Below are 13,502 nucleotides of genomic sequence, written 5' to 3'. Positions count from 1 at the left end.
GCAAACCTGAATACCCCTAACCGGCCCACGAGGCCCAGGGGGGTGGAAAAAAGGAGAAGAGTGACATGCTGGCTCGAGATTTCGCGCTCCTCGCAGGGACCTACAGCGACATGGACGTGCTGGCTCACCAGCCTTACGCCCCTGTGCCCGGCAAAGGCATTTATGCCATGACCCTGGATAAGGCCGGTAAACTGAGCCTACGAGAGGCCTACGAAGCCCTCAATCCGGCCGTCCTCATTCCACACAGCGACAACAAACACCTCTATGCCATCGTCGAGACGATCAAGGATGAGGGCGATGTCCTGCGCTATGAAATCACCGCAGACGGATTGTTGGACTTCAAGGACTCGTTCCGCGCCTCGGGTCGTTCGACCTGTTACCTGGCCTTGGCCCCGACCAAAGATGCGGCGATTGTGATCAACTATTGGGATGCCATCATCGACGTCGCCGACGTGGACGCCGACGGCAAGCTCGGCACAATCCGCCAGAGTTTTAAGCAGTTCTACCGACCCGAGGGAACTTGGCGACAGGTCACCAATCGCGAGGACCATTGGGGCAACCGCCAAGTTGGCCCGCACGCCCACTGCGCTCACTTCTGGCACGACTGGGTGTTCATCCCCGACCTGGGCGAGAATGCAATTTTCCAATATCGCTGGGACGCGGCGGCCAAGCAATTGACACGTGAACTCCATATCGACTTCGAGCCCGGATCCGGCCCGCGCCATATGGCCATGCATCCCAACATGGACATCTGTTACGTTTCCAACGAGTTGTTCAATACGGTCTGCGTGGCCAAACTCGATGCGAGCGACCCGAAGGCCTGCAAGCCTCGCCTGATCCCCATCCAGTATGAATCGACCATCGATAACCGCGACAACGTGAGTTACGTCTCCGAGATCAAACTTTCTCCCGATGCTCGCTTCCTTTACGTCTCCAACCGGGGGGACAATTCACTCGCCATCTTCCGGGTGCTTGAGGATGGTCGTCTGGAGCGGACTGGCTTGATCCCGACGGGTGGCAAGTTCCCTCGTCACTTCGCCATCACGCCCTGCGGCGGCGCGGTGGTCGTGGCCAACCAGGATTCCGGTCATGTTCGGGTGTTTTCGCGCGATGTGGACAGCGGCACACTGGATATGACCGATGAGATCTACGAGATCCCGGCACCAAATTACATCCGGTTCCTCGACGTCTAAACAGGGGGGCACCATGCCCAGATTTTCGGCCAATCTCGGTTTTTTGTGGAAGGAACTGACCCTGCCAGATGCCATTCGCAGGGCAAAGAGGGCGGGGTTCCAGGCAGTAGAGTGCCACTTCCCCTATGACGTTGACCCGCAAAAGGTCAAGGCGGCCCTCGACGAAACCGGCCTGCCGATGCTGGGGCTCAACACCCGGTTGGGGATCAATGGGGCCGACGACTTTGGGGTGATGTCCCTGGCCGGACGAGAAAAGGAGGCACGTGGTTACGTTGATGAGGCGGTGGCTTATGCCGCCAGCATCGGCTGTCGGAACATCAATGCGGTCGCCGGCAAGAGCCATCATGCCCCAGGAGCAGAAGAGGTTTATCGGGCCAATCTGGCCTATGCGGCACAGAAGGCGGGTGAACGGGGAATCGGCGTGGTCATCGAACCGATCAACCAACGCGATGCGCCCGGCTATCATCTGCGTTCGGTGGAAGACGGCATCGAGACCGTCCGGGCCGTTGGTGCCGAAAATCTGCGGCTCATGTTCGATTGCTATCACACCCAGATCATGCAGGGTGACTTGACAGAACGGCTGCGCGCCTCGCTCCCCTTCATCGGGCATATCCAGATCGCCGCAGTCCCCGACCGGGGCGAACCCGATCGCGGCGAAGTGAACTATCCCGACCTGCTGGCGGCCCTCGACGCGATGGGGTGGGACGGCTACGTGGGGGCCGAATATCTCCCGCGCAGTACAACCGACAACGGACTCGGCTGGCTCGACGCCTATTTAAAATCTTAATGGCCAAATGGAGGACGCACCCATGCCCCAACGCAACAGCCGCCCCCACATTGCCTTCATCGGCATCGGATTGATGGGCAGCCGCATGGCCGGACGCCTGCTCGACGCGGGTTATGTGCTGACCTTGCGCGACACCGACAAGGTCAAGTGTCAGCCGCTGATTGATCGGGGGGCCAAATGGGCCGAGTCCTCCGCCGAAGCGGTTGCCGAGGCGGATATGGTGATCACCAGCCTAGCGGGTGCCAAAGTCATCGAGGCTGTCTATTTCGGCCAGGATGGCATTATCTCCAACGCGCCGAAGGATAGCCTGCTTGTCGATATGAGCTCCCTGGCCCCGGCAATCGCGCGGGACAATCATATCCGCATGACCCAGGCTGGCTACGCTCACCACCTGGACGCGCCGGTTTCCGGCGGCGTTTCGGGGGCCGAGCAGGGAACCCTGTCGATTATGATCGGGGGTTCCGGAGCGGACCTGGAACGGGCGCGGCCCGTGTTCGAGGTCCTGGGTAATGTCTTTCATTTGGGTGAGGAGGGGGCCGGACAGGTCTGCAAGCTGGTCAATCAGGCCATTGTCCACATCACCATCGGCGCTGTGACCGAGGGTCTGATGCTGGCCGCCTCGTTGGGCGTCGACGCGGGCAAGGTCCGCGAGGCCATTCGCGGCGGCTATTGCCAGAGCCGCATTTTGGAAATCCACGGCCAGAAGATGGTCGACCGCGATTTCGTCCCCGGCGGGCCGTTGGAGTATTCGGTCAAGGACATGGATATGGCCGTCGAGATGGCGGCGAGTGCCAATCTGGATCTACCCCTGAGCCGCGAAGTACTGGAGCGTTACCGCGCCCTGCTCGACAATGGTCAGGGTCGTCTGGATCACTGTGCGCTGCTGTTGTCCTACGAACAGGCCAACCCGCCAATCCGGGTGTCGCCGAGCAAGCCCGACAAACTCCCGTGATCCTTCTGTAAGCCTTACGTGGTTCCCCCTGGAGCGAGCTTGAGCTCGATGGTGCTTATCCGTTCGACGATCTTGCCGTTCAGGCGGTCAACAATGTGCTCGGCGCTCCGCCGCCCGATCTCGAAGCGTTTGACGATGACGGTAGTCAGGGGCTGGGGCATGAGTTGACCGATTTGCAATCCACTGAAGCCTCCGATGGCCAGGGAACCGGGCACGTTGATTTTCGCTTCCAGGCAATGGAACAGTCCACCGACCGCAGCTACATCGTTTGGGAAGTAGACGGCCTCCAGGTCCGGATGATCAATCAGGAGGTTGAAGAGACCATCCTTGCCGATGGCAATATCTGGTGGCCGGTCAAACTCCATGAGGCCCTCGAACGCCATGCCATATTCGGCCAGAACCCTGTTGAAACCTTCAAAGCGCTTGCGGGCCGTGCGGTCATGCTTGTTCCAACCAAGGTAGCCGAGGCGTCGATATCCCTTCTCCATGAAGTGGTGCGCCATCAAGGCCCCAGCGGCGTAATGATCGACGCCGACGGAAGAATCAATCGGTTCCGCCGTCGTATCCATCATCTCGACGAGAGGAATACCGGCGTTTTTTAGAATTCGGCGTGCCTGTTCCGTGTGGGACAAGTTGGAGACGATGAACCCGGACGGACGCCAGGACAGCATTGAGCGGATTAGTTCCTCTTCCTTGTCCTGATCGTAATCAGAAATACCGATCACCGCCTTGTAACCATGCTGGTCCAGATGGCTCGTCAGACCGGCCAGGACTTCGGTAAACACCTGATTTTGCAGGGATGGCACAATAACGGCAATGAGATTGGACGTCGATGTGGCCAGGGACCCGGCAATCTTGTTGGGCACAAAACCCAACGCATCGACCACGGCCAGGACCTTGGCTCGGGTTTTATCGGAAACGTTCCCCGTCTGGCGCAGCACCCGCGAGACCGTCATCTCGCTCACCTTCGCGGCGGCGGCCACTTCGCGCAGAGTTGTTTGTTCCCGCTTCTGATTTTTTTTCGGCTTGCCGTTGTTCGATGGCATGGACGTCTCTGGCTTTTGTGGTCTGTCGTTGGGGTGATATACTGTTTCTCCGTTTTAAACGGCCAGTATAATACCTTAAAAATGTTAGCGCATGTCAAATTCCATGGACTCAAACCAGAAAAAATGTTAGCGTATGACAATTGCGATTTATGAACATCCTATGGGGTGGTTCGCTTTGGATGCCAAGACCTTGTGCTTGCTATCTGGTTGGGGTCGCCGATGCGAGATCCGAGATTATCGAGGAGAAGTGAGTCGTGCCCAGAATAAGGTTTGATTCCGTCTCTAAGAGTTACGGCCCGGTTCAGGTTCTGCCGCCCTTCGACCTTGAATTCGAGGATGGAGAATTTACCGTCCTGGTCGGTCCTTCGGGCTGCGGCAAATCTACGACTTTACGAATGCTCGCCGGGTTGGAGGATCTCACCAGCGGTGAGATCTGGTTCGACGACAAACCGATCAGCAAACTGGAACCCAAGGACCGGGACATCGCCATGGTGTTCCAGGATTACGCGCTCTATCCTCATATGAACATCGCCAAGAACATGTCATTTGCGCTGCGCCTGCAAAAGGTGCCAAAGACCATCATCGACGAGAGGGTGGCCCGTGTCGCGGGTATGCTCGGCATCGAACAATTGCTGACCCGCAAACCGGGAGAATTATCCGGCGGGCAGCGTCAGCGGGTGGCCATGGGGCGGGCTCTCGTGCGGGATTCCTCGACCTTTTTGTTCGATGAGCCGCTGTCCAACCTGGATGCCAAGTTGCGCGCCAAGATGCGTACGGAACTCGCGGAAATGCGCAACACCCTGGACAAGAACATGGTCTATGTGACCCACGATCAGGTGGAAGCCATGACTCTGGGGGATCGCATCGTGGTCATGGCCAACGGCTTGGTGCAGCAGGAGGGCTCGGCAGAGACCCTATTCAAGGAACCGGCCAACAAGTTCGTTGCCGGTTTCATCGGCAGCCCAACGATGAATTTTCTTGAAGCGGAATTGATCGAGACCAATGGCACCTTGGCGGCCCAGGGTGAGGGGTTCCTGCTGGATCTGTCTCAATCCCTGCGGCAACGTCTTGACCATGTGTCAGGACGCAAGGTCACGCTGGGCATTCGTCCGTCTTCCCTCAAGCCGATGAGTGAGGGCGATGCACAGGGAATACAGATATCCCTCTACGTCAAACTGGCTGAATACCTGGGGGCCCATTCTGTGCTGGTCACTCTTTGCGGGACCCAGGAACTGCTGGTGGAACTGCGCAGCTCGGCGCGATTTGACATTGGCCAGACGGTAAGCTTCTCGGTCGATCCCACGAGCATCATGGTGTTCGACGTCAAGACTGAACTCCGCCTCTAGTCGCCGACAAATATGTATTCGCTAGGATTAAGAAACAGGAGGAATGTAATAATGCTCAATCTGGCAAAGACAATAGCGCTAACGGCAGCCGCCGTAACGCTGACCGTGGGGGCCGCTTTGGCGAACCCCTATGCACCCTACAAGGGGACGACCTTGGTGGTCAATTTTCCAGCCCATGCTCACTATGACGCTGTTCGGAAGGTGTTGCCTCAGTTCACCAAGGAAACCGGCATCGGTGTCGAGGTTGATCAGTTGCAGTACCAAAAGATGCGTGAAAAGCAGACCTTGGAACTGACCAAGAGCAAGGGTGACTATGATCTCATCGCCTATGTGGTCTTCTCTAAAGCGGACTATGTGTTTGCGGATCAGATCGAGAATTTGGCCCGCTTTTTCATGAATCCGAAGCTGGCAGATCCTAACTACGATCCCGATGACCTGATCCAAGGGTACTTGGAAAATATCGGCGTCGCGGGGGGCAAGAAGGGTTATTTGCCTGGCCCAACCGGTTCCCTGTTCGGTATTCCGTATGGTGCGGAAACTTCTGTCTTCGGATATCGCAAGGATATCTTTGAGAAGCATAATCTGAAAGTTCCTGAAACCTACGACGAGCTTCTCGACTTGGTCTGCAAAATTCCGCAGTTGGAACCTGGTATGGGCGGACTGGCCTCCCGTGCTGCTTCCGGCCATCAGGCCAGCCATGCCTTCCTGCTCCATTTGGCGCCTCTGGGGGGGCGGGTATTCGATGATAATTGGAATCCGATCGTCAACAATGCGGCGGGCGTCCAGGCAGCCGAGGCTCTGAAGAAGATTGTTGATTGCGGTCCAGAGGGCTCGAAGTCCTTTGGTTTCTCAGAGGCGGCGAATGCCTTCCTCCAGGGGAATACCGCGATGTTCCTCGATACATCAATCTTCTCTGGTCAGGTGAATGATCCCGAGAAATCAAAAGTTGTTGGCAAGGTTGGTTGGGCTCTGCATCCCGCAGGCGTGCGTCGCGGCTCACAGACCGGCGGTTTTGGCATCGCCATTCCTAAGAACGCCCAGCACAAGGAAGCCGCATTCCTGCTGATGCAGTGGCTGACTTCCAAGCATGGGGACAAGCTGGTCGCCATGGCCGGAGGCAACCCATCGCGCTACTCGACCCATGCAGACGCGGACGTGAATGCCAAGTTCCCGCATATGAAGACCTTTGGTGAAGCGTTGAAGTACGCCGACCCGGATTGGCGTCCGATCATTCCGGTGTGGGGAAAAATCAATGCCGACCTGGGCACGACCATGTCGAAAATCCTGACCGAGGGCCTGGATATCCAGGAAGGGTTGGATGGTGTCGCCATGCGCGCCAAGGCAATCATGGAAGAAGCTGGCTACTATAGCTGGAAGTAACCTCCTGAACGACGCGGAGGGCAGATTCCCACAAGGGTCGGCCCTCCGGTTTCGGGGCCTCCCGCGCCCCACCAGGACGGAACGGATAGGAGCAGTTGGATATGGCTGCCGCAAACGTCAAGCGTATCACGCCCTACATGTTCCTCGCCCCAGCGGCGGTGATCATGGTCATTGGGTTGCTCTATCCCATCGGCTACATGGTCTATGCCAGCTTCCTGGACTGGAACCCCAGCCAACGGATCGGCGAGGCCGAATGGGTCGGTTTGCGGAATTACGTGAATTTGCTTCAGGACGCGGCATTTAGGGAATCCATGATTGTGACCCTGAAGTTTTCGTCCATCGTGGTGGTTTCCGAGATGGTGATCGGGGTTGGGCTGGCCCTATTGCTGGACCGCAATATTCGCGGGGTCTCGGTTTTACGGACTATTTTTATCCTGCCGATGATGATTGCCCCCATCGTGGTCGGTCTGATGTGGCGGTACATGTATCATCCGTCGGTGGGGATCTTTAATCAGACACTGAAAAGCTGGGGCTTCGAAGCTATTCCCTGGCTATCGGATTCCGGCTGGGCGCTGACCTCCATCATCATCGCAGATATCTGGCAATGGACCCCGTTTATCTTCATTCTTGCCCTGGCGGCGTTGCAGTCCCTGCCCACATCGGCCATGGAGGCCTCGCGCATTGACGGCGCCTCGGGCTGGCAACAGATCCTTTATATCAAGCTACCCCTGATGATGCCGGTACTGGTTGTGACTGCCCTTTTGCGGCTGATCGACGCCTTCAAAGTGCTGGAAGTGATTCTGGTCATGACCAACGGCGGCCCCGGTCTGTCAACGGAAATCATGTCCCTGCGCATCGCTCGAACAGCCTCGGAATTCCGAGAGCTGGGAGTCTCTGCCGCCATGTCAAACTTCTTGCTGCTGTTGCTGCTGACGCTGACCATCATCATGTTCGTCTACAACAAAGTCGTTGAATCGCGGGCCGAGAATATCCGGCAAGAAGCGGAGAAGGGATAAGCGATGAGCAACCCGACGCAACGGCAAAATCCGGCATTTTATGCCCTGGTCCTCGCCCTGGTCCTGATGTCCGTCGGGCCGATCTATCTGATGCTGACCACATCCTTACGGCTCAACGTGGATATCATGAGCGATGCCTCGGCGTTGCTTTTTGTCCCCACCTTGCAGAATTACGAGACCGTGCTCTGTAACGTTCTGTGGTATGAACCGGCCCATGTGGATTACTGTGATCCCACCTTTGGGCGTGCGCTGGGTAATTCGCTGACTGTGGCACTGATTTCCACAGCCATTACCCTGGTGGTCGGTTGCATGGCCGCCTATGCACTGGTCCGCTTCCGCTTCATGGGGCGGGGCTCCATGTCCGTGACCACCTTAATGATGCGTATGGTCCCCCCTGCCGTGTTGTTGGTGCCGGTGTTTGGCATCTGGACCTTCCAATATCAATTGGATGGCACCACTGCGGGGATCATCCTGGTCTACGTCGCCATGAACCTACCCTTTGTCATATGGATTTTGCAGAGCTTCATCGTACAGGTGCCGATCCAACTGGAGGAAGCCGCCCGGATTGATGGTGCGAATGCCTTGCAAGTCTTTTTCCTGGTGGTGCTGCCGGTGATCAAGCCAGGGTTGGCCGCCGCCTCAATCTTCACCTTCCGCATTGCCTGGAACGAGTTCTTGATCGCCAATGCGCTCCTTGATCGCACCACACGGACCGTCCCAGTGACCATCGTCAATTCGTTGACTGAGTACGACATCAATTGGGGGGTGATCATGGCCACCGGCATGTTATTGGCCATTCCGCCGATAATTTTCACTTTCGTGGCTTCGAAACAGATCATCACCGGCATGACGGCAGGCGCGGTCAAGGGTTAGATCCATTGGTCGGGTATCCCACCAGATCACCTTGATCAAGCCGGGGCGTCCTTTGGAGTCCCCCCTTTGTGCTCAGTTGCCGAGACTCTCCGGCAAGACGCAGCTTGCCGGGGCCATCCGCTATGCCCTGAACCGCCTGTCTTCTTGCGTGTTATGTCAACGTGTCCAAGGCAAACACAATGCTCCCATCATCACTCTGGGTGAGTGAGTAGCTCTGAGCCGCTGTAGTGTCAGGTGTATCGATCTGAATTTTGTCATTTGTTCCGTTGATCGAAAGGATCACATCATCCCCTTTGGTTTCAACGCTAAGGTCATCCATATTGATTCCTGACAACTTCAGGATATCTCCAACATCAAAATCCTGAATACGATCAAAGCCATCCCCTAATCCAAACAGGAATAGATCCATTCCGGCTCCGCCATAAAGGATGTCATCGCCCGCCCCACCAAGCAGCGTATCCGCGCCCGCATCGCCGACAAGCAGGTCATTGCCGCTGCCCCCGGTCAGAACGTCGTCGCCATCGCGACCGTAGAGCTTCGCCTGATCAATCATGCCGCTGGCATCGAACCTGTCGTTGCCTGTGCCGCCGGACGCATTTTCAATCTGGCTGGAGGCCAAATCCAGGGTGACCCCGCCGGTGCCCTTCACATAGGCCCAGTCGGTGCCGCTGCCCCCATCAATCAAGACGTCATCGCTATCAATGTAGAGCTTGTCATCGCCCGCCCCGCCGCGCAGCGTATCCGCGCCCGCATCGCCGAAGAGCAGGTCATTGCCGCTGCCGCCGGTCAGAACGTCGTCGCCATCCCGACCGTAGAGCTTCGCCTGATCAATCATGCCGCTGGCATCGAACCTGTCGTTGCCTGTGCCGCCGGACGCATTTTCAATCTGGCTGGAGGCCAAATCCAGGGTGACCCCGCCGGTGCCCTTCACATAGGCCCAGTCGGTGCCGCTGCCCCCATCAATCAAGACGTCATCGCTATCAATGTAGAGCTTGTCATCGCCCGCCCCACCAAGCAGCGTATCCGCGCCCGCATCGCCGACGAGCAGGTCATTGCCGCTACCCCCGGTCAGAACGTCGTCGCCATCCCGACCGTAGAGCCTGTCATCGCCCGCCCCGCCGAAGAGTTGGTCATTATGGTCACGACCGTTCAGTCGGTCGTTGCCGTCGAGACCGTCTAGTACGTATCCCGCTGGATCATCGCCAGCGGTTAGAGTATCCGCACCTTCGGTACCAGTAATCGTTATCTGCGGAGGTTGCGGTGGGGGTGGGGGATTCAATACTTCCTGGGCGGAGAACATTTGTGTCTCTTCTGGTCCGACAAACCGGAACCATTCCACACCGGACACTTGATCCGTGCCGTCAGGGCCGGAAACCCGATACAAGCCATTGGTTTCGGAAATCTGATAATCCCAGATGGTGCCCGAGAACACCGCCACATCGCCATCACTGCTGCCGCCGTCGATCCAGTCATCGCCGCTACCGCCGGTCAGGGTGTCGTAGCCGCGCATCCCGACGAGGCTGTTGTCGGCGGCGTTACCCAGGAAGGTATCGCTGCCATCGCCACCGAAGATGTTTTCGATGGTGCTGTCCGCGCTGATTTGGAACCCTTGCCCCATCAGGGTATTCCAACTGCCAGCGGCCAGATCAAACACCAAATCCTCGGTCAGGGTGGCGAAATTCAAGGTATCCGTGCCGCCGAGATCGGACAGGGTCTGGCGCGCCGTATCGCCGCCCAGGTCGGCCCATTCCTTGGTGAAGAAATAGGTATCGTCGAGGGTATAGGCATCGCCGAGCAGGGTCAGGTCCCAGGAATTCAGAATGCCGTCGTCTCCGGCGGCCATGTCGTTGACGCTGAGAGTCCAATCGCCGAGGCCGTTCTCTCCCCAGTACTGCACGGAGCTGAAGGTGAAATTGATGTCCTGCTGGCTGCTGCCGTAGGTCGAAGAGGCGCTGACCCCAGGCTGATCCACCAACAAGCTGGTGGTGCCGTCAGGGGAGGTCAGCGCAATGGAGAGATCGCCAATCCAGGTATGGTCGATATCCAGATGCACCTGGACCTGATCAATCTGGAAGTCCTCGGTGATGGTGATCGTATCGCTGGTCCCAGCCAGATAGGCAAACACTTCGCCGGGGGCCGAACTCATGGTCAGAGACTGCTGGTTGGCATAGGTCGATTGGGCGGTCCAGGTTTCCGCCAGCCGCACCGCCGCATGGGCATCGACCAGACCGAAGCCATAGCCATCGTGAACGGTCAGTCCGCCGCCATTCCAGTTGTCTGCCCCGTTGGTCTGCCACCCATCGGCGGAGGAACTAGGGTCCCAAGCAGAATAGGCAAGGATTTCCTGCACATCTCGATAGCCCAACTCCGGATTGGCTTCGAGCATCAAGGCAACCACGCCGGACACGGCCGGGGCGGCAAAGGAGGTGCCGCTGACGATGCCGTAATAGGCCGGGTCGGACCAGATAGTCGCCACATCTACACCAGGGGCCGAAACCAGGACGGCGGCACCGGGAGTACTGAAAGAGGCCATGTTCCCATTGGAATCCAGGGCTCCAACGGCGATGGTGTAGGGGGAATTGCTGTAACTGTGATAGTTGACATTCTGTCCCACATCACCGTCGTTTCCGGCGGCAAAAACCGTCACCGTGCCCAGTCCGTCACGCCCGGAGGCGGCGGCATTCTCGATCGCCTGACCTTGGGCAGCGAAGCTCGGGGTTTCAAAGTCGTCGTAGAAATAACCGTTGTAGCCCCAGGAATTGTTCGCCACGTCCACATTGACGATCTGTTGCAGGACCGCCAGTTCCTGGGCCAGGGTTCCGTCCGCCCCGTATCCCATTCGAAAGCCGGTAATCTGGGCATCCGGGGCAACGCCCACCATGCCGCTGCCATCGTCATCGGCGGCGACGACCCCGGCGACCAGGGTGCCGTGATCGTCCCCGGCTTCGGCCATGGCGTCATAATCCCCGCCCCGGGCATCTAGATCCAGATCGGTGCGGTAATTGGCGGCCAGATCAGGATGCGTGTAGAGCACGCCGTCATCGACGATCCCCACGACAACACCGGCACCGCTATAGTCCTGCCAAGCGGGCAGCAAGTTCATGTCCACGCCGCCACTGGTGTTTTGCAGATGCCACTGGACCCCAAAACCGGGATCTGTTGGCGGCGTGATGATTAAGCCCTGAGCCTGGGGCGAGACCTCGTCGGTGGATGAGTCTTTGGCGGAGGGGGAGGCAATGATTTGCTGTTGTGGGTCAGGTGCCGCCAGGGGGACCGTGGGAGCCCGATACGCGGAGTCCATATGGGAAACAGTTTCGGACCCCTTTGCCGATGAAAGACCTCCGAACTTGCGAAGCACGTCCCAGCTATTCAGATCGGACTCCAGCCCCGTGAACCAGAGGGAGTCCGCAGGGGAAAAGCCTGCCATCAGCCGCGAAAGATCGTTGGTCATATCAGCCTCTTTGTCATCATGCCCCCCCGCGTCCCATGGAAGGGCCCTTCATGTCATATGTCACAGTTCGCGACGATGAGTTCGAATCCCAGCGAAGTCTTTTTTGTCCGCCCTTGTTCGACTTCCATCAACAACATATGGGGAAGCCAGAGTGAGCTGGTCCCACAATGTTGGACAGTTTGGCGGCTCGGTTAAGGTGTATTCCGCATTCTGATCATGCCGCCAATTCCCTATTTATCATATTTCCTTGTTGCTGTTGAGCCTGTGGGGATGTGGGTAAGCCGCGAGGCGTATCCATCATATCCACAGGCCCGCCGTCGCCGCCGATTTGGTAGGCTTCGGCGGGGGTGAGGCCACCCAGCGCCGAGTGGGGGCGCTCGGTGTTGTAGAAGCCGAACCAGTCGCCGATGATACGCTGCGCCTCGAAGCCGTCGGCCAGCTCTTGCAGGTAGACCGCCTCGTACTTCAGGGAACGCCACAGGCGCTCGATGAAGACGTTGTCCATGCAGCGACCCCGGCCGTCCATGGAGATTCTCACGCCGGCGTCCTTCAGAATGCTTGTGAAGGCGACACTGGTGAACTGGCTGCCCTGATCGGTATTGAAGATCTCCGGGGCGCCGTAGCGGGCCATGGCCTCCTTGAGGGTTTTGACGCAGAAGGCGGCATCCATGGTGTTGGACAGCCGCCAAGCCAAGACGTGGCGGCTTGCCCAGTCCATGATGGCGACCAGGTACAAGAAGCCCCGTTGAACCGGAATGTAGGTGATGTCGGCGCACCAGACCTGGTTCGGACGCTCGATGGCCAAGCCTTTCAGCAGGTACGGATAGACCCGGTGCTCCGGATGCGGAATGCTGGTCCTGGGGGCCTGGTAGATGGCCGACAGGCCCATCTTGCGCATCAGGCGGCGCACCCGGTGACGCCCGACGACGATCCCGTCGCGCCGCAGTTGCCGAGCCATCTGGCGGCTGCCGAAGAAGGGATACTTCAGGAACAACGCGTCGATGCGCCGCATCAGAGCCAGATTCTCAGGGCTCTCGCCCTTGGTCCGGTAATAGAACGAGGACCGGCTGATCGACAGGATCTCGCATTGGCGGCTCAAGCTCGGTCCGGGAACGTCGCGGCGCACCATCGCCTTGCGCTCCTCCCGGCTCATCGCTTGAGCCCTCTGGCCAAAAAATCCCGCTCCACCGTCAGTTGGCCGATCTTGGCATGAAGGTCGCGGACCTCTTCCTCATGGTCCCGCTTGTCACGCTCCGATCCATTCGAAAACACCTCGCCCAAACCTTCCACTGCTTGGCGCTTCCAGGTGCTGACCTGGTTCGGGTGGACCTTGTGCCGCGACGCAATCTCCTGGATCGTCTTGTCGCCCCGTAGCGCTTCCAGCGCTACCTTGGCCTTGAATTCCGACGTGAACGTCCGTCGCTTCGTCATCTCGTATTCCTCCGTAACTCGGGGAAT

The 13,502-nt window shown here is 58.2% G+C and carries 10 protein-coding genes; 7 read left to right on the top strand and 3 right to left on the bottom strand.

The annotated features are described in order from the left end of the window. Nucleotides 1-65 precede the first annotated feature (65 nt). Genes ACYQ1P_RS08400 through ACYQ1P_RS08390 form a run of 3 tightly spaced genes read left to right on the top strand, consistent with a single transcriptional unit; the run spans nucleotide 66 to nucleotide 2,932 of the window. Nucleotides 66-1,193 carry a lactonase family protein gene (locus ACYQ1P_RS08400; RefSeq protein WP_460019895.1) on the top strand — a complete coding sequence of 376 codons (1,128 nt, stop codon included), beginning with the start codon at nucleotides 66-68 and terminating at the stop codon, nucleotides 1,191-1,193. A 13-nt stretch (nucleotides 1,194-1,206) separates the two neighbouring features. Further along, a complete protein-coding gene (locus ACYQ1P_RS08395) occupies nucleotides 1,207-1,980 on the top strand; it encodes a hydroxypyruvate isomerase family protein (RefSeq protein WP_460019894.1) in 774 nt (257 codons plus the stop codon). Nucleotides 1,981-2,002: 22 nt separating this feature from the next. Then, nucleotides 2,003-2,932, top strand: coding sequence for an NAD(P)-dependent oxidoreductase (locus ACYQ1P_RS08390; protein WP_460019893.1), 930 nt, complete (start codon nucleotides 2,003-2,005; stop codon nucleotides 2,930-2,932). A 14-nt stretch (nucleotides 2,933-2,946) separates the two neighbouring features. Here the strand turns inward: ACYQ1P_RS08390 and ACYQ1P_RS08385 are convergent, their stop codons facing one another. After that, nucleotides 2,947-3,978, bottom strand: coding sequence for a LacI family DNA-binding transcriptional regulator (locus ACYQ1P_RS08385; RefSeq protein WP_460019892.1), 1,032 nt, complete (start codon nucleotides 3,976-3,978; stop codon nucleotides 2,947-2,949). A 254-nt stretch (nucleotides 3,979-4,232) separates the two neighbouring features. Between ACYQ1P_RS08385 and ACYQ1P_RS08380 the strand changes: the two genes are divergently transcribed. From ACYQ1P_RS08380 to ACYQ1P_RS08365, 4 genes are all read left to right on the top strand, one after another. After that, entirely contained in the window at nucleotides 4,233-5,324 is a 1,092-nt protein-coding gene (locus ACYQ1P_RS08380; protein ID WP_460019891.1) for an ABC transporter ATP-binding protein, read from the top strand. A 51-nt stretch (nucleotides 5,325-5,375) separates the two neighbouring features. After that, nucleotides 5,376-6,704, top strand: a complete 1,329-nt coding sequence (locus ACYQ1P_RS08375; protein WP_460019890.1) for an ABC transporter substrate-binding protein — start codon at nucleotides 5,376-5,378, stop codon at nucleotides 6,702-6,704. A gap of 101 nt (nucleotides 6,705-6,805) precedes the next feature. Next, entirely contained in the window at nucleotides 6,806-7,720 is a 915-nt protein-coding gene (locus ACYQ1P_RS08370; RefSeq protein ID WP_460019889.1) for a carbohydrate ABC transporter permease, read from the top strand. A 3-nt stretch (nucleotides 7,721-7,723) separates the two neighbouring features. After that, the gene (locus tag ACYQ1P_RS08365; RefSeq protein ID WP_460019888.1) at nucleotides 7,724-8,593 is read left to right on the top strand and encodes a carbohydrate ABC transporter permease; all 870 of its coding nucleotides are present in this window, start codon (nucleotides 7,724-7,726) and stop codon (nucleotides 8,591-8,593) included. A gap of 151 nt (nucleotides 8,594-8,744) precedes the next feature. On the opposite strand, the gene ACYQ1P_RS08360 is transcribed toward ACYQ1P_RS08365, so the two are convergent. Together ACYQ1P_RS08360 and ACYQ1P_RS08355 are read right to left on the bottom strand one after the other, a co-directional pair. Further along, the gene (locus ACYQ1P_RS08360) at nucleotides 8,745-12,044 is read right to left on the bottom strand and encodes a S8 family serine peptidase (RefSeq protein WP_460019887.1); all 3,300 of its coding nucleotides are present in this window, start codon (nucleotides 12,042-12,044) and stop codon (nucleotides 8,745-8,747) included. 214 nt (nucleotides 12,045-12,258) lie between these two features. Then, a protein-coding gene (locus ACYQ1P_RS08355; protein ID WP_460019886.1) for an IS3 family transposase occupies nucleotides 12,259-13,475 on the bottom strand; the annotation gives its coding sequence in 2 pieces (ribosomal slippage) (nucleotides 12,259-13,202 and nucleotides 13,202-13,475; 1,218 coding nt in all). Between the last annotated feature and the right edge of the window lie 27 nt (nucleotides 13,476-13,502).

It is taken from the genome of Magnetospira thiophila, assembly GCF_054657015.1.
The sequence above is the reverse complement of the archived record's forward strand: the minus strand, read 5'-3'. Positions and strand labels throughout refer to the sequence as shown.

Coding starts and splice junctions, on each gene's coding strand:
- ACYQ1P_RS08375 (WP_460019890.1), top strand. CDS start 5,376: ATGCTCAATCTGGCAAAGACAATAGCGCTAACGGCAGCCGCCGTAACG.
- ACYQ1P_RS08390 (WP_460019893.1), top strand. CDS start 2,003: ATGCCCCAACGCAACAGCCGCCCCCACATTGCCTTCATCGGCATCGGA.
- ACYQ1P_RS08360 (WP_460019887.1), bottom strand. CDS start 12,044: ATGACCAACGATCTTTCGCGGCTGATGGCAGGCTTTTCCCCTGCGGAC.
- ACYQ1P_RS08385 (WP_460019892.1), bottom strand. CDS start 3,978: ATGCCATCGAACAACGGCAAGCCGAAAAAAAATCAGAAGCGGGAACAA.
- ACYQ1P_RS08395 (WP_460019894.1), top strand. CDS start 1,207: ATGCCCAGATTTTCGGCCAATCTCGGTTTTTTGTGGAAGGAACTGACC.
- ACYQ1P_RS08370 (WP_460019889.1), top strand. CDS start 6,806: ATGGCTGCCGCAAACGTCAAGCGTATCACGCCCTACATGTTCCTCGCC.
- ACYQ1P_RS08400 (WP_460019895.1), top strand. CDS start 66: ATGCTGGCTCGAGATTTCGCGCTCCTCGCAGGGACCTACAGCGACATG.
- ACYQ1P_RS08365 (WP_460019888.1), top strand. CDS start 7,724: ATGAGCAACCCGACGCAACGGCAAAATCCGGCATTTTATGCCCTGGTC.